Origin of the sequence: Vibrio sp. 10N.222.46.A1, from assembly GCF_041473595.1 — a bacterium.
Lineage (GTDB): Bacteria > Pseudomonadota > Gammaproteobacteria > Enterobacterales > Vibrionaceae > Vibrio > Vibrio tasmaniensis_A.
Genome location: NZ_JBFRSN010000198.1, coordinates 1 through 23,853 on the forward strand (window position 1 = coordinate 1; position 23,853 = coordinate 23,853).

The following is a 23,853-nucleotide window of genomic DNA, read 5'->3' on the forward strand; positions in this document are numbered from 1 at the left end:
ATTTTACTATTCTCTTTAATATCGACCGTTATCCTTGAAGATTTCGTTCAAAAAGTGTCGGTTGAAAATGCAAAGAACTACGTGACTACATTTCATAGTATTCGTAACTATTACTCATCAAATGTCATACAGAAAGTTGTTGATAGTCAAGAACTCGTGGCAACAGCCCAGCACCAATCCTTAGAGAACACTATTCCGGTTCCTGCTACCTTCTTAATCGAAATGCTTGATAAATCTGATAAAGATCTCACCATCACGACCTCGTTTACCAGCCCTTATCCTTTTAAAAACCGTCAAGGTAGGCTTTTTGACGAATTTCAACAACGGGCGTGGGTAGCGATTAACAAGAAACCAGATGAGTTCTACGTCGAGTTTGTACAAGAGCAAGACAGAACCCGAGTACGCGTCGCTCGGGCAGACCGCCTCAATGACCAAACTTGTGTAAACTGCCACAATAGCCACCCCGACTCGCCTAAACACGATTGGGAACTCAACGATGTACGAGGGATTCTCGAGGTAAATACAGTTGTAGATGAATGGCTAACATATGGAAAGATGATCAATCAATCTTTGATGTCTATTAGCATAATCAGCTTTATGACGGTGATGTTTATTAACTTTGCCATCGCTCGTCGAGTATCGACTCCGTTAAAAAACATCACTCGCTCTCTTAGTTTATTGGCACAAGGCAAAGAAGAAAGTGCGTCTTTACCACCAGCAAAATATTACGAGATAACAGAACTACAAAGTGCTTTTTCTAGCCTTTATGATAAAGAACAGCAACGCAGAGCATTAACAAAAGAAATCGAAACACTGGCTTACTATGATTCGCTCACTAAGTTGCCGAACCGTCTTGGGTTTTTGCGTTCGCTTGATGAGTTGCTTAATAAACACAAAGAAAAAAATGAACGCATCACCGTGTTAATCATTGATATTAAGCGTTTTAGAGATATCAACAATACACTCGGCTATAAAGCTGGGGACACAATCTTGCTTCATCTAGCCAACCGCTTATCCGCATGCGCAACCATGGTTGATTTTAACCTAGCTCGATTGGATGAAAATAAGTTCTGTATCGCAGTGCCTGCGAAAGAACACAATGGCGATCAAGGTTCTGATGCTTTTTTTGCTATGTTGATTGATGTGGTTTCAAATGAAATTATCATTGATGAGAACAAGATAAAACTAGTGGCTAACCTTGGTGCAACCTGCAGTTCAAATGGCGCACAAAGCAGTTCTGAAATGCTCATTCAAGCGAACATCGCTCTATATGTATCCAAGGAAAAAGGCGATGACATTACGGTTAAGCATCAACCTGAACTGTCAAATGCTGCGTTGCGACGTATAACGTTAATCAAAGAGATAAACAATGCGATTGAAAACAGAGAATTTATTCCTTATTACCAACCTCAATTTTGCTTAAAGACCAATCGTATCATTGGTGCCGAAGCGCTCATGCGTTGGAAAAAGCCAAATGGAGACCTCGTAAGGCCTGACCTTTTTATAGAACTGGCAGAGCAATCCCATTTAATCATTCCAATGGGGGCTCATATTTTCGAACAAGCTACCACTGATTGCCAACAGTGGCAGAATCATAAAGCGCTTGCAGGTGTAAAGGTTGCCGTTAATATTTCGAGCATTCAGTTTTCGGAACAGAACATTTTAGATCTGACACAACTAACCTTAGAAAAAACTGGCCTTTCTCCGAGTTTACTGGAATTAGAAGTAACAGAAAGTGCCATGTTGGGTGATGTGTCGAAGGTCGTGGCTGTATTGAATGACTTAAAGAAGTTAAACATTGAAATAGCGTTAGATGATTTCGGTACTGGTTATTCATCTCTTAGCTATTTGAAGCTACTCCCTATAGATCGACTGAAAATAGATCGAGAGTTTGTAAAGGACTTACTTAGCAACACCGATGACCAAGCTATCTTGAGCATGATTTGTAAGCTAGCAACCGAACTCTCACTCAATGTACTTGCTGAAGGCATTGAAGAAAAAGAGCAACTTGAATTTTTAGGCCGAGCAGGGTGTCACGAAGTACAAGGCTTCTATTTCGCAAAACCAATGCCACTAGACGATTTTGTTCTGTTTGCCAAAAATCATAACTCGGAACTCATAAATACGCATGCTTAGGTTCAAACCGTAGGCCTTAATTTTTGAGTTAAAATCCAATTAAGTTCCAACCAGCCATGAAACCTCTTTAAAAAGATGCTTCATGGCTGGCTCTTCTGTTATTAAACTAAAAACTCGACATTAGAGCTCTCATTTCCGGCCTTCTTCGCTAACAGACTAAAACACCACCTCTAACCTACTGAAAAACCCAAGCAAAAATTACAAATCGGCATTGAACTAGCATGGAAAGTGTTTAATCATTCACATCAGGAATTTCTTCGTGACGCATTTGTGATGAATATGCAACAGTAGGAGCTGCCAAAATTAAACGCACTCACGTAATTTCAATAAATTAAACGCACAACAAGGCTGATAACGGAATGACAAAACCTAAAATGATCATCGTTGAAGACGATTTAAAACTTCAGCAAATGCTAAAGGATTACTTTGTAGCACAAGACTTTGAGGTCACCGCGTTAGACGATGGCAGTGATGCTGTGCAAACCATCCTTGACGATCAACCTGATATCGTGTTGTTGGATTTAATGCTTCCTGTAACCGATGGGCTGACAATTTGCCGACAGACTCGTACGCTCTTTAAGGGTAAAATTTTAATGCTCACCGCCAGCGATGATGATTTTGATCACGTTGCAGGTTTAGAGACAGGTGCTGATGACTATGTCACCAAGCCAATCAAACCAAGAGTTCTACTGGCAAGGGTCCGCTCGCTATTACGCCGTCAAGAAACCAATACACCTCTGGTTGATGATTCAAGTAGCCTTCAGTTTGGTCAACTTACGCTGAAAAACACCTATAAAAAGTGCGAGCTTTCAGATGTAGTTTTATCACTGACAGACAGTGAATTTGACCTACTTTGGCTGTTAGCATCCAACCCTGATACCCCGCTGTCACGTGATTACTTAACTCAAACGCTGCGTGGGATCGAGTACGACGGGATCGACCGGACGATTGACAACAAAGTAGTACGTTTGCGAAAAATACTTGGTGACGACAAAGCACCAGCAGAGAAAATTCAAACCATTCGCGGAAAAGGTTACTTATTTGTTTCGACCGCATGGCATTAACCGCGCTCAGTACGGGCGCAATGAAAGAGAGCGATTATGCGACGTATCTATTTGGAGTCCCTACTAGGGCTGTTAACTTGCTTTATTGTTGGTCTTCTCGCCTACGAAATTTGTGTCTATCAGCTCAATACCGACTATGAATATATATTGCAAGATTACGAAGCAACGGCCCACCAACAGCTCCTAGAAAACATAGCGAATAATCAGGGCCTCGAAGCCGCTCATCAAGCCATAAATCAGTTTGTTGACACCTCCCGCTATACCCTCGTCACATTCAAATCGAATGATGAAGTACCGACTCCAGTTTCTGAGTTCTTTACTGCTAACCCCAACGTATTTATTTTTCACGACGACTATCGGGAGTTATGGTTTCGCTTAGCTAACAGTAAAAACATCTATCATTACCTGCCCAACGACGACACGCTCGTTCGACAAAAAATAGAGCTCGAAGATGACCTCATTTGGGTATTCTTTATCGCGAGCTTCATCGTATATGGCCTGGGTCATCTGTTGATTATTTTCCGCAGAGTTAAGAAGCTTGAAAATGCCACATTACGCTTCTCTGAAGGCGACCTCTCTTCGCGAGCTGAAACATCAGGCGGCAGTGCAATTGGAACTCTGAATAAATCCTTTAATCTGATGGCCGACCGAATCCATAGCTTAATCGAGAGTAATCGTTCACTTACCAATGCGGTAGCTCATGAACTGCGAACTCCGATATTTAGAATTCAATGGCAGGCTGAAATGCTCAAAGACACGCCACTCAACGAGGGGCAGCAAGATACTATCGAGAGCATTGTTGAAGACACAGAAGAGATGGAAAAAATGGTCGATGAGTTACTATATTACGCAAAACTCGACAGTTGTGATCTAGAGAACTTGCAACAGCCATTAGAGATAAGAGACTTTCTCGATCATGCAATGAGCCGTTGGAACAAAGAGACTGAGTTTAACATTGATCTATCACTACCAGAACAACCTCATTTGATATTAGCAGATGATACGCTGCTCAATCGCGCGTTAGATAACCTAGTACGTAACGCGATGAAATTCGCACGTTCACAAATTTCGATAGAAGCAAGCGTGCACCACGATATGCTACAAATCGCCGTGCATGACGACGGTGACGGCGTAGCAAAAGAGCACCGTTCTCGCCTATTCGAACCTTTTTATGTTGGAGATAAAGCGCGTAACAAAGCCAAGAGTGGCCATGGTCTAGGGCTTTCTATCGTCAAGAAGATCTGTGTTCAACACGGTGCAACAGTACAAGTCGCACAAAGCAATACTTTAAAGGGCGCCGTATTCACTATAGCCTTTCCACTGTGTAACGATTCGACTGACAAACTCATACAGTAACGACCAATCATCTCTGGAATAATGTTCAACATCAGCTGGAGGGGACCACATATCCCCTTCAAACCATACAACACTCGTTCACCCTTACTGACGTGAGCTGAATTTTATCTCTGGAGAAACACATGAAAAAACTACTGATCATCGCGGCACTATCGCTAGTAGCAACAGGTTGCGCTCAACAAACTTTCGTAATGGCCCCTCAAGAGAGCGAAGCAACAACACCAACAACTGAAAAGTCACACCACTTTTTCATCAACGGTCTAGCGCAGAAAAAGCAAATTGATGCAGCTAAAGTATGTAACGGTATCGACAACGTTGCTAAAGTTGAAGTTCAAGAGACATTCGTGAATGGTTTACTAGCAGCCGTGACTTTTGGTATTTATACACCACGAGAAGCACGCGTTTACTGCAAAGCTTAACTCGTCGTTATTTGTCCACGAACCAACTGACGACACCAAAAGTTTGGTCTTGGAAGCTTCTACCTGACATTCAATACTTTCGCTGGTGCTCAAGGACTGAGCATAGAATACCGTCATATTGACTGTAAATACGGGGGCTGGTGCTAACATCTCCCCGTTTATTCCTCCTAAAATGCAAACATGCAATATCTCATCCCACTCAAAGCCTCATCCAAGTCCACAACCACCAAACCTGTGTTTGCTCGGTTTAACATCCAACTCTCCTTGTCATGATTAGAATCAGCGTACTGCTTTGCTTTCAACAAACACCGCAACAAATACTACAATAGAATAAATACAATGTTTGTTATGTTTTATTTTCCATTAGTTAGATAAACCCGACCTCACTTCAACCTTAAAAAACATCGTTTTATTTAGCAAATTTAACCTTTTGTCAATATGTGAATTTTATTTATAAAGAATATAACCAACAAATATGACCTTACCTCTTGATAAATCAAGGACTACAGATAGTCACTTTATCAATGAAAAAATAGGTTTCATTTGTGAGGGTTTTATAAATCATTCGTCAGCGATACCGTGACTTACATCACAGGATGAGTAAACAAGGTATTATCATGAAAAAATCAGTATTAGCACTCGGCTTAATCGGTTTAGTTTCACTTCCAACTTTTGCAGCAAGCACAAATGGTGGCGCGTATGTAGGTGGTGGACTTAGTGTCTATCAAGACTCCGATACAGATGGTCACGGTAATTTAGATTCAGATGGTATGGGTTATAACCTATACGGTGGTTACCAATTCAACCGTATTGTTGGCGTAGAGCTTGGCTACAACGATTATGCAGATTACAAAAATGGCGCAGAAAAACTCTCGCCAACCTCTATTTCTGCATCAGCGAATATCGGTTATACGTTTGACAACACTATTCGTCCATTCGTGTTGGCTGGTTTAAGCTCTGTTGACCTTCACGCGAATCAAGCGGCAAACTATGGGGACGACAGCGGTACTGGCTTCCACTTTGGCGTAGGTGTTGAATACACGCCGATTGAACACTTAACACTTCGCCTTATTTCACAAGCTGACGCGGTGAGTGTTGATGACTATTCCTATCAGGGTTCTCTCAAAAACGATGACCACACACTAGCGTTCAACAGTGTTAGCTTCGGTGGTTCATACAACTTCTAATGTGCTCCTCACGGCCACGTTGTAAGTAAATAACTCAAATTCACTTTGCTACTCTGCCCTATGATAAGGCAGCACAGTAAAGTGAATTTTTGTATCTATACACCCTATCGAGTCATTTCACTTTAGCCGGTTATCACTCACCATCACTTCTCGATCTTTATGCGTTGATATTAGAGCTTTCTTGATAGGGAGACTAAAATAAAGAGATAAGATACGCAGGAAAAAAGACCTATGAATCTACCAAGCTTAAACATGTCGATAAACAAACTGCCCTTTGTGTTGGCTGTGTATTATCTGCTTATCATCAACATCCCTCTCTCCCTAGAACTGTTTAGTATTGTTCAGGTATCAAAGTCTGAAAGTGTCGCGTTTCTTATATCCATCCCGTTCTTCTTCCTTGCTGCCTTCAATTTTATCTTCCAAGTCTTTAATTGGCCGATATTCTCCAAGCCGTTTTTCATCTTATTACTGATCACCTCAACCTTAGTCAGCTACAGCATGTTCAATTACGGCATATTCGTCGACTACGGGATGATAGAGAATGTGTTTGAGACCAATAGTGGTGAAGCAGCAAGCTATGTAAGTACCCACTCCATCTTATGGTTACTTGCCATGGGCGGTATTCCATCGTTCATCCTGTTGTTCACCAAACTTGAAAAAGAATCTTGGAAAGATTTCTTTGTCTGGAAATCGATTGGGCTGCTCTCTTCCTTGATCGTCATTGCCATTATTGCCGGGCTTTTCTACAAAGATTACGTATCGATTGGTCGTAATCATTCGCACATCAAAAAGATGATCATCCCGACCGAGTATGTGTCATCAACGGTTAAATATATCAATAACACTTACATAAAACAGCCCATCCCTTATCAAGAGTTAGGATTAGATGCGAAGCAAACAGCACAAGCCAAAGCGGCAACCAAACCAACATTATTAGTGTTTGTTCTTGGTGAAACCGCACGCGTGTACAACTACCAATATCATGGCTATGAGAGAGAAACCAACGCTCATACCAAGCCTTACAACCCGATATTTTTCTCTGATGTTCAGTCGTGCGGAACAGCCACCGCGGTTTCTGTGCCATGTATGTTCTCGAACATGAATCGCAGCAACTACGATCGCGACAAAGCCTACAACCAAGATAACGTGGTCGACATGATGAACCGCGCGGGCATTCACTCTATCTGGCGAGAGCATGATGGGGGAGACAAGGCGGTCGCACATCGAATCAAAGAGATGACGCTCGTCGCCAAAGACAGCGACCCGCTGTGTAATAAAGATGTGTGCTATGACACAGCCATGCTAGAGAACTTCGAACAAGATACTCAAGATCTTAAACAAGATAGCATCATTTTCTATCATATTTCGGGGTCTCACGGCCCAACGTACTTTGAGCGTTATCCAGAAGAACATAAGAAATTTACGCCTGACTGCGCTCGTGCAGACATTGAAAACTGCACCAAAGAGCAAGTGGTTAACACCTACGACAACACCATCTTGTACACGGATTTCTTTCTCTCACAGGCGATTCGGAAACTGGAGAAACTGACCGACAAGTACAATGTCGCACTGATGTATATCTCGGATCACGGAGAGTCTTTAGGGGAGAATGGCGTGTATCTTCACGGCATGCCCTACTCGCTGGCACCAAAAGAACAAACCCACGTACCGATGATCCTATGGATGTCTGATGGTTTTGCTGCGCAGAAAGGGATAAGCGAGACCTGCTTAAGAAAGGCGGGGAAAGAGCAGAGCTTTTCTCACGATAACCTGTTCGACTCCTTGCTTGGCCTGATGGACGTGCAAACTAAAGAATACCGAGCGAGCCAAGATATTTTTGCTGCGTGTCGGTAGTGTTTTTGCTTATGTAAACCATCGGAAAACTCGAGTTGCCTGAATAAGCTCTCCTCAACTTCCCCTAAAAAGAAAAGACCTCGGTCTTTTCTTTTTTTCGTCGCTAACATGGAGCCAGAGTGCTAATTTATAACGACGAAACAATGAGCTACATTTAATAGAAACAATAATGGAAGAGTCCGTCGTGCTCCAAAGACCAACCTGTCTTATTAGACTTTATCTCACTCACATCGCTCATTGAACTTACCAAGATTAGCTCAGTTCAATACCGTGCCTGAATGGCGCCTAATATCAATGTTAATGTCATATCATTAAGGACAAATGAATGGACGCTTTCATAATTTCAAGCTGGCAATTTTCTGAGGGTGTGGCACATGAACACACCACCAGCCCAGCCTCATTCGAGCAATCAACTTGGTATCACTGCCAAAGAGATGCTGACGGTTTGAGAGAATGGCTCCACAGTAATACGGTTCCAAATGCCATCATCGATTCATTACTCACCGATGACACCCGCCCTCGGTTCGAACAGTTTGGACACGACTGTTTTTTGATGATTCTGCGAGGCATTAATCTAAACGAAGGTGCTAACCCTGACGACATGCTTAGCCTACGCATCTTATGGTACAAAGGCACTTTAATATCGACACGTAAAGTTCCTTCAAAAGCGGTCAGTAATCTGGTGTCTGATCTCATTCAAAACCAAGGCCCCACATCATTGCCTGATGTGTTGTTGGGCATGATCCGTGGAATCAACCACAGTATTTCAACCTTCCTAGCACCCGTCGAACTATTAATTGACGAGTTAGAATCTAACTCCAATATCGACATAAGATCCATTAACGCTCTACATTCAAGGCTACTCAGACTAAGGCGTTATTTGAAGCCACAGAAATACGTTTTTGAAGATTTAATGAGTGACCTACCTGCACCATTGAGTAATCACAACAGTCATATAAAGAACAGCCTTGATACCATCCTGAGAATTAACGAGTCTGTTGAGTTTTACATCGAACAAATTAATGTATTTTTAGCGAGCCTAAGTCAGCAACAAGCTGAAAAAATGAATAGAAATACGTACCTATTTTCTATCATTGCAGGTATTTTCCTCCCTGCTGGGTTTTTCACCGGTTTACTGGGTGTCAATATCGCGGGGATACCCGGAACAGATAACCCAATAGCATTCCCACTCTTTTGCGTTGGGCTGCTCGTAGTCATAGCGGCAGAGGTCATTATTTTGAAAAAATTGAGGTTTATTTAATGGTTGAGTTTTTGCAATCCAATATGTGGCTTAGACAAGTAGTTTTAGGTTTACTTCTTATCACTGTGTATTGGGTGATCAAACGCTTAGGTAAGAACTGGATAGAAACATTAGCGGAAAATAAGCGTGTCGAATTGAAGCGAAAGCAGTTCGTGATTAAGTGTTTCAATATTGTTCTGTTTCTACTCTTCATCGCTGTGTTTACGATTGTTCTTAACTTGGGTTTTGGTGATATTTCGCTGTTCTTATCATCCATATTTGCGGTGCTGGGTGTCGCTTTATTCGCGCAATGGTCCATTCTAAGTAACCTCACAGCCAGCGTACTAATATTTTTTGTCTTCCCTTATCGCATTGGCGACAGAGTAAGAGTCGCGGAGAAAGACGAAGACATCAGCGGTGTGATCATCGATATCACCATGTTCCACGTTATTCTTCGACACAGTTCGGGTAACATTATCACCTACCCCAACAACCTGATTTTACAAAAAGGCGTGATAAAGGTTTTGGTTGAACCTGAAGCAAAAAGTGAAGCTTCAATAAGGTAACAGGCCTAACACCGAATACCTATGCCAAACAAGTTGGGTTAACGATTGATGTGTATGGAGGAGTGAGATCAGAGTAACCCACTCTTTGTCTATAACGCACATTCTTTCTATAGCGAAGGCTCTGTCTTTTGTGTCCCATTAGCCGCAAGTTTTATTGAGTTTAGATTTGCGACTAAATATACTGGAGACACCATCAGACGGAGGACAAAAATGAATAATAAAAACAAACATATAGTTTTAATTCATGGTCTATATATGCCTGCGTTGATCATGCAATATCTGGATAGAAACTTCAAAAAACGCGGCTTTACAACGCACAAGTTTGCCTACAACTCGCTGCGTTTCCCTTCTGCAGCCAAACGTCTCAATCGTTTCGTGAATGCTCGTTTTAATGAGTATGATGAGGTCTATTTTTTCGGTCACTCACTGGGTGGCTTGCTGATTCGTCATTACTTTAAATTCTACCAACCACACTTCGCCGACACCTGCATTATTACAGCAGGCACTCCGCACAATGGGGCAACCATCGCCAAAACACTGTCTAATCATGGGCTTGGATTTATATTTGGTTCGAGCAAAATGATTTTAAGCGATGGCTTGGGTGACTACGATATTGATGTGCCGATTGGCGTAATTACTGGCACCTACGACGCTGGCGTAGGACGCATTGTATTGGGAAGAAATCCTGGGGATGGCACAGTAACACTCGAAGACGCCAACCTGAGAGGAGCCACTGATACTTACGCCCTCAAACTCAACCACACAGCGCTGGTCTACTCTAAGGAAGTCGTAACACTGTCGGCTCAGTTCATTGAACACAGAGCTTTTAAGGACGCTTCATAGCTTTTTTCAGTAGCTTTGCGCGTTGACTCCTGTATCGAGCTCTTGTTCTCTTATTTGTGATAGATAAAAACAAAAATACCACTCTGCGATAAGAGTGGTATTCGAAGATCCATTGCTGGAAATGAGCGCTTGCTATACTTTCTATACTTGCTACAGACGATTCACTCGGGTTGGTAAGAACACCTCGCCCAACATGCATCGCACCGAACCACCGCCGATGTCTTCGATCGTTTTCACGTTAAATGGTAGTAGCTTACCGTGTGTCGAAAGCTGAGCTAACTGAGCTGGAGAAAACGCATCATAAGCCGATTGAGACATCGCGATCACCTTGTCGCCATTCACAGTTTCAAGCTGAAGGATGTTGCCACAAAAACGATTCATCTGATCGATTGAGATAGAGATAACTTGCTTGTCTTTGGCAAGAGACTTCACAACAAAGCGGCGCTCAAACTCTGGGATCACTTCATCACAGATCACGCAGAAATTATCGCCAATCGCCATCATCACATTGGTATGGTAAATCGGTTGACCAGACGGTAATGCCGTTTGGAACGAGACCACGCGAGAATAGCCAATGCGCTTCGCGTAATCTTCCAATACTTCGCGGTCACAACGTTGTGAAAGCGCAGCATAAATGGTCTTGTTGATATGGTCGATCACCATCACGCCTGTGCTCTCTAGATAAGAACCTTGAGCAACGTACGACTCCATAGACTCACTGTGATTAACAATGCGACCAGACGCTTCCAACGCTTCAATAAGTGCATTCGGCTTAACTTCATTTTGACGGTTTTCACACGCCATAGGGAAAGTGAATAGGCTTCCATCACTACAAGTACTGAACCAGTTGTTTGGGAACACTGCGTCAGGGGTTTCAACACCCAGTTCCGGATAATCAAACTCTACAACTTGCACACCTTCTTTACGTAGCGAAACCACCATAGCCTTAAACTCGGCCATCGTTTCTAACTTTACCTCAGCTTCAGTCAGATCGACTCTGTGCTGAAACTCGTTATCACGGGCTGTTTCTTCGTTAAATTTAAATTCTTTTGGCGGCACCATAACAACGCAATTTGCGTTTTGAACATTAGTAATATGCAGTGATTTTTTGTGTAGGTTTAACATTTTAACCGTCCCTATCTTTTATTTACCTCAGAATTGTAAACAACTTGTTACGACAAAATTCACTGAAAATCACAATGATTTGAATATTTATCCCAAGTAATTACTGCGAATTTTAGATTAGTCGGTAATTTTTACTGCAAGATAACAGCACATCAGAAAGAACCAACTGTATGCATATTCGTTAAAGAATTTACTGGATAAATATTCTCATTTCATTTTTCAACTCCACACGAGTTTTGATTACAATTTAATCCATTTAACGTTAGGATTATCACCGTTGCATAACCATCAATTACGTTTGAAATAAGCTTAACTTTTCCTGTCTAATTCAATCTAAAATTAGCTTCATGAAAGACACTCTTTGGAGGTGTTCTGTGTCGCTTAAACCAAGTACTTACATAAGAACTAAACAAAAATCTATCGAATGGCTTAATACTTATAAGAACGCGTTGGCACTTATATAATTTCAAACTAAAACTGAAAAATTCAAATCAAGACTATAAAAACAAAGCTGCACATCACGATGCTCTAGCATCAAAGATGCAGTAGCTTATAAAGGGAAAACTATGTACAAGAAATTTGAAGGCTTTACTGAAGCCTTTCCAAAGGGAGAGCCGATACAACCTCCTACTGGAATACTGGCATTCTGCCGCCATTACACACGAGGTTTTGAAAAGCCGTTGATCTTGCTCGGATTGATGAGCATGACCATCGCGATCATCGAAGTTGCGCTGTTCGGTTACATGGGACAACTGGTTGACTGGCTATCAACCAGCAACCCGGACACTTTCTTAGCAGACAACGAGTCGACACTGATGGGGCTCGGCGTTCTGCTGTTGGTCGTGATGCCAATCTTGATCAGTGTTTATTCGCTATTGCTTCACCAAACTTTGCTGGGCAACTATCCAATGTCGATTCGTTGGTTAGCGCACCGCTACCTTTTGAAGCAAAGTTTGTCGTTCTATCAAGATGACTTTGCCGGGCGTGTTGCCACCAAAGTCATGCAAACATCGCTCGCGGTACGTGAAACCGTGACCAAAATGGTCGATGTGTTTGTTTACGTGACGGTTTACTTTACAGCGATGCTGTTCATGCTCGCTGAATCGGATTGGCGCTTAATGGCTCCAATGTTGATTTGGTTGTTCATTTACGTCGGTATCCAACTGCACTTCGTACCAAAGCTGAAAGACGTGTCTTCAGAACAGGCGGATGCTCGCTCACTGATGACAGGACGCATTGTTGATAGCTACACCAACATCGCTACGGTCAAACTTTTCTCTCATAGTAAAAGAGAAACCGAGTACGCAGAAGAAGGGATGGAAGGCTTCCTAGACACAGTCCATCGCCAAATGCGCTTGGTTACAGGCTTCAACATCTGCGTTGAATTTGCTAACTATCTATTGGTATTCAGCATTGCCGGTATCTCTATTTACCTATGGTTAGATAACGCAATCACGGTCGGTGCGATTGCGATTGCAGTCAGCTTGGCTCTGCGTATTAACGGTATGTCGAAATGGATCATGTGGGAAATCGGCGGTCTGTTTGAAAACCTAGGTACTGTAATTGATGGTATTAAAACACTGTCTAAGCCCATTGCTATCGAAGACAAGAAAGACGCAAAGCCTTTGGACGTTCCACAAGGCGGTATCAACTTCGACAACGTGAGCTTTAACTACGGTGAGAATAAGGGGGTGATTAACAACCTAAACCTAAACATCAAACCGGGTGAAAAAGTCGGCTTGGTTGGCCGTTCAGGTGCAGGTAAATCGACCCTAGTTAACTTACTGCTGCGTTTCCACGATGTAGAAAGTGGTCGCATCCTGATTGATGACCAAGAGATCTCGAGCGTTACTCAAGATTCTCTGCGTAGCAACATAGGTATGGTGACTCAAGATACCTCACTGCTGCACCGTTCGATCAAAGACAACATTCTTTACGGTCGACCAGAGGCATCAGACGAAGAGGTATACGCGGCGACTAAACAGGCACACGCTCATGAGTTTATCGAAACGCTAACTGACCCGTTTGGTAACGTTGGCTACGATGCTCAAGTAGGTGAACGTGGCGTTAAGCTTTCTGGTGGGCAGCGTCAACGTGTCGCTATCTCACGTGTTCTTCTGAAAAATGCTCCGCTGTTGGTTCTAGATGAAGCAACATCTGCTCTCGATTCTGAGGTAGAAGCAGCGATTCAAGAGAGCTTGATTGAACTAATGGAAGGCAAAACCGTTATCGCGATTGCACACCGTTTATCGACGATTGCAGCAATGGACCGTTTGATCGTACTCGACCAAGGTAATATCGTCGAAGAAGGCACGCACCAAGAGCTGATTACACAAAATGGCATCTATGCTCAATTGTGGAATCACCAGACTGGTGGCTTTATTGGTGATGATCTTGAACAGACAACGAGCGCTTAATTTATATTCCATTTTAAAAGTGCGGCGTAATTCACACCAAAATGTTAATTGGCGGTAAATTACACATGGCAGAATGTTATGTCGTAATCATATAATGACATTAACAGCAATGACGCTTCGCTTGCGCGTTCTGGAATAAGGCTAGACTTCGGGGGGAGGCTAGCCTTTTTTATGCCTGTTATTCTCTGCCCCTTTCTCATCTGTTTTCATTGGTTCTATAAACTTCATCGATCCTTTTGTTTTTTTCTTGGCGTTTTTTTCTTAAAATGCGCGCAGTATTCTTTTTAGAGATCAACCATGAACAAAAGTGTCTTAACTAACGTTATTGCGTTAGCACTGCTTGCTGGCGGCTATGCGACAGCAAACCAATACTTGCTTTATGCAGGTTTATTCGCATTTTCTGGTGCCATCACCAACTGGCTTGCGATTCACATGTTGTTCGAGAAAGTACCCGGCCTATATGGTTCTGGCGTTATTCCAGCGCGCTTTGAAGAGTTCAAGGCAGCCATCAAACAACTGATGATGGAACAGTTCTTTACCGAAAGTAACATCGACCGTTTTCTGAGTAGTGAGATGACAGGAAAGTCACTCAACCTAGAGCCTGTGATTAAGAAGATCGACTTTAACCCTGCATTCGAATCGCTGGTGCATGTTATCGAAAACTCACAGTTTGGTGGCATGCTAGCGATGGTTGGCGGCACTGAAGCACTACAGCCAATGAAAGCGCCATTCGTGGAGAAGATGCAAGAGTCTGTGATCGAAATCAGCAAGAGTGATTCGGTAAAAAATGCCATCAAGGATGAACTTGAATCACCTGCGATGATGGATGAAATCAAAGAGAACATTGAAGCGATCATCGATCAGCGCTTGAATGAACTGACACCAAAACTGGTTAAAGAGATGGTTCAGACCATGATCAAAAAACACCTTGGTTGGTTGGTCGTTTGGGGTGGGGTATTCGGCGGTGTGATTGGTTTAATCTCTGCCGCAATTACGCTGTAAGACGGAGAAGTTTATCCGATTGCTCTTTATCTGACGTTCAACAAAAAATGGAAGCTTATTGGCTTCCATTTTTTATATGTAAATAACCTTGGTAAGGCGAAAGCAGGTCACTATTTTATGGTGGCCAACAGCTCAGGGTTAACACCAAAGCCCTTCTTGTGTTCTTCAATCACCACTTCGCTGCGTGTCTGAATCACACCTGGCAGGGTACCCAATTTCGTTGCCATAAACGCTTGGTACGCCTTCATGTCTTTTACTCGAACCTTGATCATGGTGTCAAAATCCCCCGACAGCGAATAGCACTCTTCGACCTCAGGCATCGTTTCAACCGCTTGTGCAAATTTATCAAAAATTGAAAAACTGGTTTGATCGAGGCGAATATGGATAAACACTTGGACATCGAGCCCCAACTTTTCTGAACAAAGCTCAGCATGATAGCCTGTGATGTAGCCCACTTTTTCCAATCGCTTCAACCTATCAGAGCAAGGTGAAGTTGTTAGGTTGACCTGTTTCGCTAGTTCAACAACGGGCAAACGGCCTTTCATATGCAGAATTCTTAGTATCTCTTTATCGATACGATCGAGTTGATGCTGAGACATAATATTCCTTAAACATTCTAGATTGCGCTCAGTATATTCCATACTAAGAGCAATCGAAGAAAACCTTGCTCACACATTTAGAAAACTAAATAGACCATTCCTATTCACGTTAAATATAAAACCGAACGGAGCGATAACAACCCTTATAAATCAAACTCCAGTTATTAACAAATTATTATAGAAATGACCCGATTAACAAATAAGTTGAGCCAGAAACGAAAGAAAGGATATAGGCCAAAGTGAATAATAGAATTCTCAAAGAGAAAGGATGACTCTATTATGAAAACGCAAGAACTCGCATATAAACCTTACGGAATCGGTTCATGGACACACGTAACGGTATCAAAAGATGTTGCCCAAGCACTCGCAAGTGAATACTCAAACTATGGCTGGGAAGTTAAGATTGATGGTAATGTCGTCGAGGCAGAACCTTCACTAAAAGCGGCATAAAAAACGAAAAAACCTCCATCAGGGAGGTTTTTAAATCTAAGTTAGTAAGCACTTACTACAATCTAAGCCAGACCAACTTGGGGAACTGCAGTTCCTGTTTCACAACGACAGTTACACGTTCGACAGAAGTGTTGAGTTTCCATGTCGTAGTACAGGTTTCCACTAAATAGCTTTGACGTCCATTGCATCACACGGCCAGAGGTTGTCTCAGGCTCAGATTCACAACGTTTCATTATAGACTTATGTAGTGTTGTTTTTTTACATCCTTTGCAATAGAGATCAGGCATACCTTTGTCCTATAGGTCTTTAGTGGTTACTGATAATTGACACATGATGTCCAATTCAGTGTAATAATTCACCGAGCTAATAACAAAAGTGAGCGCCAAGTTCAAAAAATAGCCATTTTATCGGTTATTTTTTGACATCAAGCGCTATGAAAAGCCTTTATCTTCTATTTATTTCCCTTCTATCATTTGGTTTCGATTTACATTGTAAACCTCATAACAGCCGTGCTTCTTCTGTATCCTACTGGTTTTTTATAAGACAAAGGTAGTGCCCACATAAAAAAATAGAGCCACCGAAGTGACTCTATTACTTTTATTTTTCAATTACTTTTTACAATTGCTTTTTAGCTAATGTTCTTTGCTAATTCACATATGTTTTACAATGTAAATTAGTCTAGCTCAACTAGGTTCTTCTTGAACTCAGCGTGTTGCTTTTTCACTTCGTCTTCTGGCTCGCCAGTCATTAGGCTCACAATAACGATAGAAAGCGTCGATAGGATGATTCCCGGTACGATTTCGTAAACATCGAACCAACCGCCCGTGAACTGCTTCCAAAGTACAATCGTAACACCACCAACCACGATACCCGCTAGAGCGCCGTTACGGTTCATACGAGACCAGTATAGGCTTAATACGATTGCAGGACCGAATGCAGCACCAAAACCAGCCCATGCGTAAGATACAAGGCCAAGTACTGAGCTGTCTGGTGTCATCGCCAGAACAAGAGCAACAAGAGAAATTAGAATAACCGCGAAACGGCCGACACGAACAATCTCTTCTGACGTTGCGTCTTTCTTCAAAACTTGCTTATACAGGTCTTCTGCCATTGCAGATGAAGAAACAAGAAGTTGTGAATCCGCAGTACTCATGATTGCCGCTAGAATGGCAGCAAGTAGGATGCCGGCGATTACTGGGTGGAACATCGCGTTCACAAGAAGCATGAAGATCTTCTCGCCATCGTCTAGCTTAGGTGCGCCAGAGTTCGTCACATAGATTAGACCAACAAGACCCACAAGCATTGCACCAATCATAGACAGTGCAGTCCAGATAACGGCAATGCGGCGCGCTGTTGTTAGGTCTTTATTACTACGTGTTGCTTTGAAACGCGCAAGGATGTGTGGTTGACCGAAGTAACCCAAACCCCATGCCGCTAGTGAGATGATCGCAATAGCAGACAGTGGCTCACCCTTCGCATCATTCCATAGCGTTAGCAGCTCTGGGTTGATGTTGTGTAGGTCGCTAGAAAGCTGACCTAGGCCACCGTTCATTGCCGCGATTGGTACAATCAATAGCGCTGCAGACATGAGTAGACCTTGAACCAAGTCAGTCCAAGATACCGCTAGGAAACCACCAAACAGAGTGTACGAAACTACACAGACTGTACCGATAATTACCGCTGTTGTGTAATCAAGGCCGAATACCGTTTCAAACAATTTACCACCTGCTACCAAGCCTGAACTTGTGTAGAAAAGGAAGAATAAAAGGATAAAGAAAGCAGAAATTGTTTGGATCAGCTTAGAATTATCATTGAAACGACGAGATAGGAACTCAGGCAGCGTCAGTGATTCAGTCGTAATGCTGTAAGTACGTAGACGTTTTGCACTGATTAACCAGTTTGCCCAAGTACCAACAAGTAGACCACCAGCAAGCCAAAATGCTTCAAAGCCAGCAGCGTAAGCGTAACCAGGCAGGCCAAGTAGCAACCAACCACTCATGTCTGATGCACCAGCAGAAAGTGCAGCAGGCCATGGGCCTAACGAACGACCACCTAGGAAGTAGTCTGTTGAGTTAGATGTACGTTTGTAAGCAATAACACCGATCGCTAGCATCATAATTAGATACGCAATGAACGTCGTCGTTATTGCAAAACTGTTTTCTATCATTTGATAGTCCTCATTTTGTAGAAAGCCTTCCATGCCTAATTCAATGCAAGACACTCACCGTAAGGCAAGCGAGTGCATTGAGTTAGGTATTGAGGCTCCAAGGCACTATGAATTAAATCCAAAGATGGAGAAAACCCAACAATGGAAAAAACCAAAAGTACTTAGAGCCAATTTTACTGAAGGTTAGTGAGCTTCACTTCCAAGTTCGAGCAAGGTCGCGTTACCGCCCACGGCTGTTATATTTATAGTTCGCGTACGCTCGGTAATGAAGCGCAGCGATAGGTGTGGATCATTAGCAACATTCATTGTCACCAGATCCGTTTCAGCTACTAAACCGACGATTGCACCGTCACGCTTAGCAAGCTGTAAATTGATAGCTTGTGCCGTTTGCGAGTTACCTACGTAACCCACGCTACGTACATCGCAAGACAACAACTGTTGAGCAGCGTCATACGAGGCAACTTGCACCAAGTTAGTTGGCAAGTTCGCCGACTTAGCTGCGTCTGCAACTAACGTATTGAACTGCACATCATCACTGCACAATTGAACGCTGTTACCTGCCAATAGCGCGGCAGTAATCAAAGCCATTGCAGTTTGCAGCGCTGGCACTTTCACTTCGCAATCATCAACAATCACCAAAGCCACACCGCGACCTGCGGCATATAGCTCATTGGTTTCGCCCGTAGGACCTGCCATTAGGTGATGTTCAGAAAGCAGTGCAGACGCTTGCTCTAGATGATAAGTCGCCACCATCGCCAAAGGCGCAGATTGACTTTCGATCTCTGATTTAAGCGCAAGTACCTGAGCACTCTTGTAATCAAAATCGGTAAGATTCCATTGTTCCCACGCTAGCAAAGCATCAGAAAAACCTGTCACTTGATGAACCATGATAATGCTCCTTATGCCTTGTCTTGTGATTGAGAGAAATGAATATCAGTAAAGCGATATAGGTAGTGAGGACCACCCGCTTTAGGGCCAGTACCTGACAAGCCTTGACCACCAAATGGTTGAACACCAACAACGGCGCCCACTTGGTCACGGTTGATGTAGCAGTTACCCACACGAACGTGTTTTTCGATCCAACGGTAAGTTGTCTCGTTACGGCTGTGGATACCCATGGTTAAGCCAAAGCCCGTTTGGTTGATTTGGTCTACCACTTGCGCTAGCTCACTCGCTTTGAAGCGAACAATGTGTAGCACTGGGCCAAACTGTTCTTCTTTCAAGCAGTTGATGTCATCAATTTCAAAAGCACTTGGTGGAACAAAATCACCATGTTCACAATCACTACCTAGAGAAAGTTGAGCCACCTTCTTCTGGGTATTGGTCATGTTTTCTAAGTGCGCCATTAGCTTCTGTTTTGCGTTTTGGTCGATAACAGGGCCAACATCGGTTTTATGAAGGTGTGGAATGCCAACACTCAGCTCGTCCATTGCACCGTGAATCAATCCAACCACGCGGTCTGCAATGTCTTCTTGGATGTAAAGCACACGTAGTGCAGAACAACGCTGACCTGCTGAAGCGAATGCTGAACGAATCACATCACGAACTACCTGTTCAGGCAGTGCAGTACTGTCGACGATCATCGCATTCTGGCCGCCTGTTTCCGCAATAAACGGAACTGGCTTAGCATTACGAGTGGCTAATGACACATTGATACGCTGTGCCGTTGGTGTAGAACCAGTAAAGGCAACGCCCGCAATCGCATCATGACTGGTGAGCGCACTGCCGATCTCAGCACCGCGACCCAGTAGTAGCTGAATCGTGCCAGCAGGGAAGCCCGCTTCATTCATCAGTTCAACCGCACGAGCAGCAATCAAGCTTGTTTGCTCGGCAGGCTTAGCCACAACCGTATTACCCGCCACTAGTGCTGCAGTAATTTGGCCAAGGAAGATAGCTAGAGGGAAGTTCCAAGGGCTGATACAAACGAACACACCACGACCTTGTCGAGAAGCGATTCGTGTTTGGCCATCAAAACCTTTTAGTTCGAAACCTTGTAGATTGTCAGCTTGTTTTGCGTAGTAACGACAGAAATCGACTGCTTCACGTACTTCATCAACACTATCGTGAATTGTCTTACCCGCTTCTTGATGACAAATCGCCACCAGCTCAGCGAGGTTGTCTTCCATCAGGTCAGCCAACTTATCAAGTGCAGCCGCTTTGGTTTCAACCGAAGTTGCGTTCCAATCAGCGAATGCTGCGTCTGCGCCAGTGATCGCTGCGGAAACATGATCAAGGTTAGCAAAAGCCACCTGACCCACATGAATACGACGATCATAAGGTGCCGTCACTTGCTCAACGTTCTGATCAGCCTTGATCATGCTTTCGGCAAGAGATTCACCGTTGATCACAGGGCCCGCAGTCCATTGGTTGTTTAAGAAGCTTTTTACTTTCTCTTCAAATTGATGCGCTTCGCTTTCAATATCAATGTTCACACCGTAAGAGTTCTTACGCTCAGGGAATACCGCTGGAGGCAGAGGAATCTTAGTGTTGTGCAATGTATCGAATGCCAGAAGCATATCGACAGGATGTTGAGTCAGCTCTGCCACAGGGCAACGCGCATCAACTAGGCGGTGGACAAACGAGCTGTTTGCACCATTTTCTAGCAAGCGACGTACTAGGTATGGCAGTAGATCTTTATGGCTGCCAACCGGTGCGTATATACGTACCGACTGTTGGTAAGCTTCCATCGCATGGTTGTACAGAGAATCACCCATGCCGTGTAAGCGTTGGAATTCAAAGTCTTTATGGTCGGTCATGACGGCAATAGCAGAAACCGTATGAGCATTGTGGCTCGCAAACTGCGGGAAGATATTGCCTCGAACACTTGGGCTCAATAGGTAACGCGCACAAGCAAGGTAAGCTACGTCAGTAGCTTCTTTACGAGTGTAAACTGGGTAATCAGTAAAGCCAGCTTGTTGCGACCATTTGATTTCGCTGTCCCAGTACGCGCCTTTCACCAAGCGAAGCGGGATCAAATCACCCTGCTCTTTCGCTAGGCGGTTTAGCCATACTAGAACCGGTAGTGCACGCTTTGAGTAGGCTTGAATAACCAGACCAAATTTACCCCAACCTTTTACAAGATCAGTACGGTACAGTTTTTCGAATAATTTAAGAGAAAGCTCTAGGCGATCCGCTTCTTCCGCATCAATCGTAATCGCAACATCGAGCTCTACTGCACGGCGCAATAGCTGCTCTAGCGTGTCGCAAAGTTCAGTCAGTACGCGGTCTTCGTTCGCCACTTCATAACGTGGGTGAAGCGCAGAAAGCTTGATCGATACCGATGGCGCAGGGCTCGATTTTGAAGAGACCTTCGATTGTGGAGAAACATAGTTGTCTCGACCTACGGCTTCAATCGCCATTAGGTAATCTTTGAAGTATTTATTTGCGTCAGCAGTGGTCAGTGCCGCTTCACCTAGCATGTCGTATGAGTAGGTAAAGCCTTTATCACGCATAGACTTACCGTTCTTTTGCGCTTCAGCAATGCTGCGGCCAAGAACGAATTGGTGACCCATCACCTTCATTGCTTGGTGCATCGCTTTACGAATCACCGGCTCAGAAAGCTTGTTCACTAAGCGATTAACGGCTTGACCCGCACTCTGCTCTTTAGATGAAAGTCCAACCACCTTACCTGTTAGCATTAATCCCCAAGTGGATGCGTTAACAAATACTGAGTCTGAATTCTTTAGGTGAGACTTCCAATCCGCAACGCTTAATTTGTCACGAATCAGCGCATCAGCGGTTGCTGAATCAGGAATACGCATCAAGGCTTCCGCCAGACACATTAGCAAGATGCCCTCTTGAGTATCTAAGCTGTATTCAAGCAACAATGCATCGATCATCTGGATAGAAGTCTTATCCGCACGGATAGCTTCGATCAATGATGTCGTTTTGTCTGTGATCTGCTGCTTTTCTGACTCAGAAGGGGTAGCTAGCGGCAGAAGTTGCTCTAGCCATTGGGTTTCATCCACCATATATAATGGTGAGATAAGCGACCATAGATCAGCAAGCGACTGCTCGTTGAATTCTGGCTTTAACACATCAGTAGCTGTAAACATGCGTTTTCCTTAATCTCACACCCGGAATTAGCCCGGGATCTCTACAATGGCTGCAGTGTATTTAGAGTATATAAGGATTACTTGTCAAAAACTCCGAGTTTTTTGCTAAAAACTCGCTTTATTAACAAAACAAACACAAGGTCACATATGAAACTTTAATATAATATGCCGTTTTGTTTCACTATTTAACAGAAGTTTGCTTTTTGTATTGAGATGGTGACATGCCTTGAAGGCGAGAAAAGGTGTGAGTAAAGGAGGATTGACCGGAAAAACCAGCCAGTTCTGCAACCTGTCCAAGGCTTAAATTACCTTGTTCAATAAGGTGTCGAGAGCGGTCGATACGCTTTCCTAAAACATATTGGTGAGGGGTAATGCCCATTTGATCTTTGAATAGCATGTGGAATTGGCTTTCGCCCAAGAACACACTGCCTGCAAGCTGCGCGACTGAGATCTTATTAGCCAAGTGTTGTTCGATGTAGCGATCCAACGACTCAAGATCGAAACGCGAATCTTTAATCGAGGTTTCAAATGCCGAGATGTGTCTTTGCATCAACGCAATCACCGTGTCATTACAAGCTCGACTCAACAACAGATCATCAGGACTGGCCTGCATCTCTTGCACCAACATATGGATAAGCTTTTGAATTTGCGCATCTAATTGGAAGTAGACGTTGGATGATTCTAACTGGTTAATCTTCTCTAGCATCAGAGGGTCATCATCGGTTGGCATAGGCATGTTGAGTACGAGAATATCCGACTGACCAACCACTCCACCGAAAGCATGATCAGAGCGAGCCGTGACTACACAGCCTTGCCCTGGACCGACAAGATTACCTTTACCGCTCACTTCAAATTCCGCCTGACCTTTTAAACCAATGACTACCTGCGAATAATGGTGATCGTGACAATCCATATGCGAAGGCAAAGTAATGATCTCCGCAGGGCGAGGGCCAGTAAGGCTTAGCGGGGACAAGTCAAAGTTCGGAAAGGGTAACGGTTTAGGCATAACATCAAAATACTCAGGTCGACATAGTAAGAATAATACTCTGAAATCTGCAGAAGATGAATTTGTAAATGATCATGAGAGATGTTTTCTCTTCTTCAAAGAAAGATCATTATTGATAACCACGTGATCATGTCTCCGGAAGTATGATCAAGTGAGCCCAAACTACGGGCTTTGTAAAGTCAACCTTCCAATCTTTAGGCCACTCTTGCTTGTTCCAAGAGCAAATAAATCTGAGCACCAAAAGTCAAAGCAAGTCACAAATGGAAACCAAATGACTACACCATAACGACAATATTTTCTTATATAGCTCAATTATTTCGGTGTAAATATGTAAAAAGTGTATCCGAAGTACCGAAACTTAGCTTTT

At 43.4% G+C, this 23,853-nt stretch carries 20 protein-coding genes and 1 pseudogene; 14 read left to right on the plus strand and 7 right to left on the minus strand.

Translation table 11 applies throughout. From position 1 onward, the window contains the following. The 10 genes and pseudogenes from AB4496_RS06640 to AB4496_RS06685 all read left to right on the plus strand — a co-directional run. Window positions 1–2,136, plus strand: a 2,136-nt coding sequence (locus AB4496_RS06640) for an EAL domain-containing protein (protein WP_372130710.1), incomplete at its 5' end; no start/stop codon positions are given. A 359-nt stretch (window positions 2,137–2,495) separates the two neighbouring features. Next, a complete protein-coding gene (locus tag AB4496_RS06645) occupies window positions 2,496–3,200 on the plus strand; it encodes a response regulator transcription factor (RefSeq protein ID WP_009845984.1) in 705 nt (234 codons plus the stop codon). Window positions 3,201–3,236: 36 nt separating this feature from the next. After that, window positions 3,237–4,556 (plus strand): ATP-binding protein, encoded by a 1,320-nt coding sequence (locus tag AB4496_RS06650; protein WP_009845985.1) that lies wholly within the window; start codon window positions 3,237–3,239, stop codon window positions 4,554–4,556. 122 nt (window positions 4,557–4,678) lie between these two features. Continuing rightward, a complete protein-coding gene (locus AB4496_RS06655; RefSeq protein ID WP_009845986.1) occupies window positions 4,679–4,975 on the plus strand; it encodes a Bor family protein in 297 nt (98 codons plus the stop codon). A gap of 617 nt (window positions 4,976–5,592) precedes the next feature. Continuing rightward, the gene (locus AB4496_RS06660) at window positions 5,593–6,162 is read left to right on the plus strand and encodes a porin family protein (protein WP_372071036.1); all 570 of its coding nucleotides are present in this window, start codon (window positions 5,593–5,595) and stop codon (window positions 6,160–6,162) included. Window positions 6,163–6,393: 231 nt separating this feature from the next. Beyond that, window positions 6,394–8,016: a phosphoethanolamine transferase gene (locus AB4496_RS06665; protein ID WP_009845988.1), complete on the plus strand. Its 1,623-nt coding sequence runs from the start codon at window positions 6,394–6,396 to the stop codon at window positions 8,014–8,016. Between the two features lie 325 nt (window positions 8,017–8,341). Continuing rightward, complete coding sequence (locus tag AB4496_RS06670; RefSeq protein WP_009845989.1) at window positions 8,342–9,277, plus strand: CorA family divalent cation transporter; 936 nt, start codon at window positions 8,342–8,344, stop codon at window positions 9,275–9,277. Beyond that, a complete protein-coding gene (locus AB4496_RS06675; RefSeq protein WP_009845990.1) occupies window positions 9,277–9,822 on the plus strand; it encodes a mechanosensitive ion channel family protein in 546 nt (181 codons plus the stop codon). The genes AB4496_RS06670 and AB4496_RS06675 overlap by 1 nt, the downstream gene beginning before the upstream one ends. Beyond that, window positions 9,816–9,899 (plus strand): annotated as a pseudogene (locus AB4496_RS06680) (AraC family transcriptional regulator); the annotation flags it as partial. The gene AB4496_RS06675 and the pseudogene AB4496_RS06680, both read left to right, overlap by 7 nt. Before the next feature lie 133 nt (window positions 9,900–10,032). Continuing rightward, complete coding sequence (locus AB4496_RS06685) at window positions 10,033–10,665, plus strand: triacylglycerol lipase (protein ID WP_009845991.1); 633 nt, start codon at window positions 10,033–10,035, stop codon at window positions 10,663–10,665. Between the two features lie 150 nt (window positions 10,666–10,815). Here the strand turns inward: AB4496_RS06685 and AB4496_RS06690 are convergent, their stop codons facing one another. Next, the gene (locus AB4496_RS06690; RefSeq protein ID WP_009845992.1) at window positions 10,816–11,790 is read right to left on the minus strand and encodes an arginine deiminase-related protein; all 975 of its coding nucleotides are present in this window, start codon (window positions 11,788–11,790) and stop codon (window positions 10,816–10,818) included. 566 nt (window positions 11,791–12,356) lie between these two features. Here AB4496_RS06690 and AB4496_RS06695 point away from each other — a divergent pair. Both AB4496_RS06695 and AB4496_RS06700 read left to right on the plus strand, forming a co-directional pair. Beyond that, on the plus strand, window positions 12,357–14,207 hold the full coding sequence (locus AB4496_RS06695) for an ABC transporter ATP-binding protein (RefSeq protein WP_009845993.1): 1,851 nt from the start codon (window positions 12,357–12,359) through the stop codon (window positions 14,205–14,207). 297 nt (window positions 14,208–14,504) lie between these two features. Continuing rightward, window positions 14,505–15,209 (plus strand): DUF445 family protein, encoded by a 705-nt coding sequence (locus tag AB4496_RS06700; RefSeq protein WP_009845994.1) that lies wholly within the window; start codon window positions 14,505–14,507, stop codon window positions 15,207–15,209. 110 nt (window positions 15,210–15,319) lie between these two features. Here the strand turns inward: AB4496_RS06700 and AB4496_RS06705 are convergent, their stop codons facing one another. Further along, window positions 15,320–15,808 (minus strand): Lrp/AsnC family transcriptional regulator, encoded by a 489-nt coding sequence (locus tag AB4496_RS06705; RefSeq protein ID WP_009845995.1) that lies wholly within the window; start codon window positions 15,806–15,808, stop codon window positions 15,320–15,322. Window positions 15,809–16,087: 279 nt separating this feature from the next. Here AB4496_RS06705 and AB4496_RS06710 point away from each other — a divergent pair, with 279 nt between their 5' ends. Further along, window positions 16,088–16,258: a hypothetical protein gene (locus tag AB4496_RS06710; protein WP_009845996.1), complete on the plus strand. Its 171-nt coding sequence runs from the start codon at window positions 16,088–16,090 to the stop codon at window positions 16,256–16,258. A 62-nt stretch (window positions 16,259–16,320) separates the two neighbouring features. On the opposite strand, the gene AB4496_RS06715 is transcribed toward AB4496_RS06710, so the two are convergent. Next, on the minus strand, window positions 16,321–16,491 hold the full coding sequence (locus tag AB4496_RS06715; RefSeq protein WP_372071041.1) for a hypothetical protein: 171 nt from the start codon (window positions 16,489–16,491) through the stop codon (window positions 16,321–16,323). A 440-nt stretch (window positions 16,492–16,931) separates the two neighbouring features. Further along, the gene (gene putP, locus AB4496_RS06720; protein WP_029222791.1) at window positions 16,932–18,422 is read right to left on the minus strand and encodes a sodium/proline symporter PutP; all 1,491 of its coding nucleotides are present in this window, start codon (window positions 18,420–18,422) and stop codon (window positions 16,932–16,934) included. A gap of 34 nt (window positions 18,423–18,456) precedes the next feature. Here putP and AB4496_RS06725 point away from each other — a divergent pair, with 34 nt between their 5' ends. Next, entirely contained in the window at window positions 18,457–18,612 is a 156-nt protein-coding gene (locus AB4496_RS06725; protein WP_009845999.1) for a hypothetical protein, read from the plus strand. Here the strand turns inward: AB4496_RS06725 and AB4496_RS06730 are convergent. The 3 genes from AB4496_RS06730 to AB4496_RS06740 form a co-directional block, all read right to left on the minus strand. Then, a complete protein-coding gene (locus AB4496_RS06730; protein WP_009846000.1) occupies window positions 18,609–19,313 on the minus strand; it encodes a 1-pyrroline-5-carboxylate dehydrogenase in 705 nt (234 codons plus the stop codon). The genes AB4496_RS06725 and AB4496_RS06730 overlap by 4 nt on opposite strands. A gap of 11 nt (window positions 19,314–19,324) precedes the next feature. Further along, window positions 19,325–22,480 carry a bifunctional proline dehydrogenase/L-glutamate gamma-semialdehyde dehydrogenase PutA gene (gene putA, locus AB4496_RS06735; protein WP_009846001.1) on the minus strand — a complete coding sequence of 1,052 codons (3,156 nt, stop codon included), beginning with the start codon at window positions 22,478–22,480 and terminating at the stop codon, window positions 19,325–19,327. A 181-nt stretch (window positions 22,481–22,661) separates the two neighbouring features. Further along, window positions 22,662–23,486 carry an AraC family transcriptional regulator gene (locus AB4496_RS06740; protein WP_102257703.1) on the minus strand — a complete coding sequence of 275 codons (825 nt, stop codon included), beginning with the start codon at window positions 23,484–23,486 and terminating at the stop codon, window positions 22,662–22,664. Window positions 23,487–23,853: the final 367 nt, after the last annotated feature.

Coding starts and splice junctions, on each gene's coding strand:
- AB4496_RS06645 (WP_009845984.1), top strand. CDS start 2,496: ATGACAAAACCTAAAATGATCATCGTTGAAGACGATTTAAAACTTCAG.
- AB4496_RS06650 (WP_009845985.1), top strand. CDS start 3,237: ATGCGACGTATCTATTTGGAGTCCCTACTAGGGCTGTTAACTTGCTTT.
- AB4496_RS06655 (WP_009845986.1), top strand. CDS start 4,679: ATGAAAAAACTACTGATCATCGCGGCACTATCGCTAGTAGCAACAGGT.
- AB4496_RS06660 (WP_372071036.1), top strand. CDS start 5,593: ATGAAAAAATCAGTATTAGCACTCGGCTTAATCGGTTTAGTTTCACTT.
- AB4496_RS06665 (WP_009845988.1), top strand. CDS start 6,394: ATGAATCTACCAAGCTTAAACATGTCGATAAACAAACTGCCCTTTGTG.
- AB4496_RS06670 (WP_009845989.1), top strand. CDS start 8,342: ATGGACGCTTTCATAATTTCAAGCTGGCAATTTTCTGAGGGTGTGGCA.
- AB4496_RS06675 (WP_009845990.1), top strand. CDS start 9,277: ATGGTTGAGTTTTTGCAATCCAATATGTGGCTTAGACAAGTAGTTTTA.
- AB4496_RS06685 (WP_009845991.1), top strand. CDS start 10,033: ATGAATAATAAAAACAAACATATAGTTTTAATTCATGGTCTATATATG.
- AB4496_RS06690 (WP_009845992.1), bottom strand. CDS start 11,790: ATGTTAAACCTACACAAAAAATCACTGCATATTACTAATGTTCAAAAC.
- AB4496_RS06695 (WP_009845993.1), top strand. CDS start 12,357: ATGTACAAGAAATTTGAAGGCTTTACTGAAGCCTTTCCAAAGGGAGAG.
- AB4496_RS06700 (WP_009845994.1), top strand. CDS start 14,505: ATGAACAAAAGTGTCTTAACTAACGTTATTGCGTTAGCACTGCTTGCT.
- AB4496_RS06705 (WP_009845995.1), bottom strand. CDS start 15,808: ATGTCTCAGCATCAACTCGATCGTATCGATAAAGAGATACTAAGAATT.
- AB4496_RS06710 (WP_009845996.1), top strand. CDS start 16,088: ATGAAAACGCAAGAACTCGCATATAAACCTTACGGAATCGGTTCATGG.
- AB4496_RS06715 (WP_372071041.1), bottom strand. CDS start 16,491: ATGAAACGTTGTGAATCTGAGCCTGAGACAACCTCTGGCCGTGTGATG.
- AB4496_RS06725 (WP_009845999.1), top strand. CDS start 18,457: ATGCCTAATTCAATGCAAGACACTCACCGTAAGGCAAGCGAGTGCATT.
- AB4496_RS06730 (WP_009846000.1), bottom strand. CDS start 19,313: ATGGTTCATCAAGTGACAGGTTTTTCTGATGCTTTGCTAGCGTGGGAA.
- putA (WP_009846001.1), bottom strand. CDS start 22,480: ATGTTTACAGCTACTGATGTGTTAAAGCCAGAATTCAACGAGCAGTCG.
- AB4496_RS06740 (WP_102257703.1), bottom strand. CDS start 23,486: ATGCCTAAACCGTTACCCTTTCCGAACTTTGACTTGTCCCCGCTAAGC.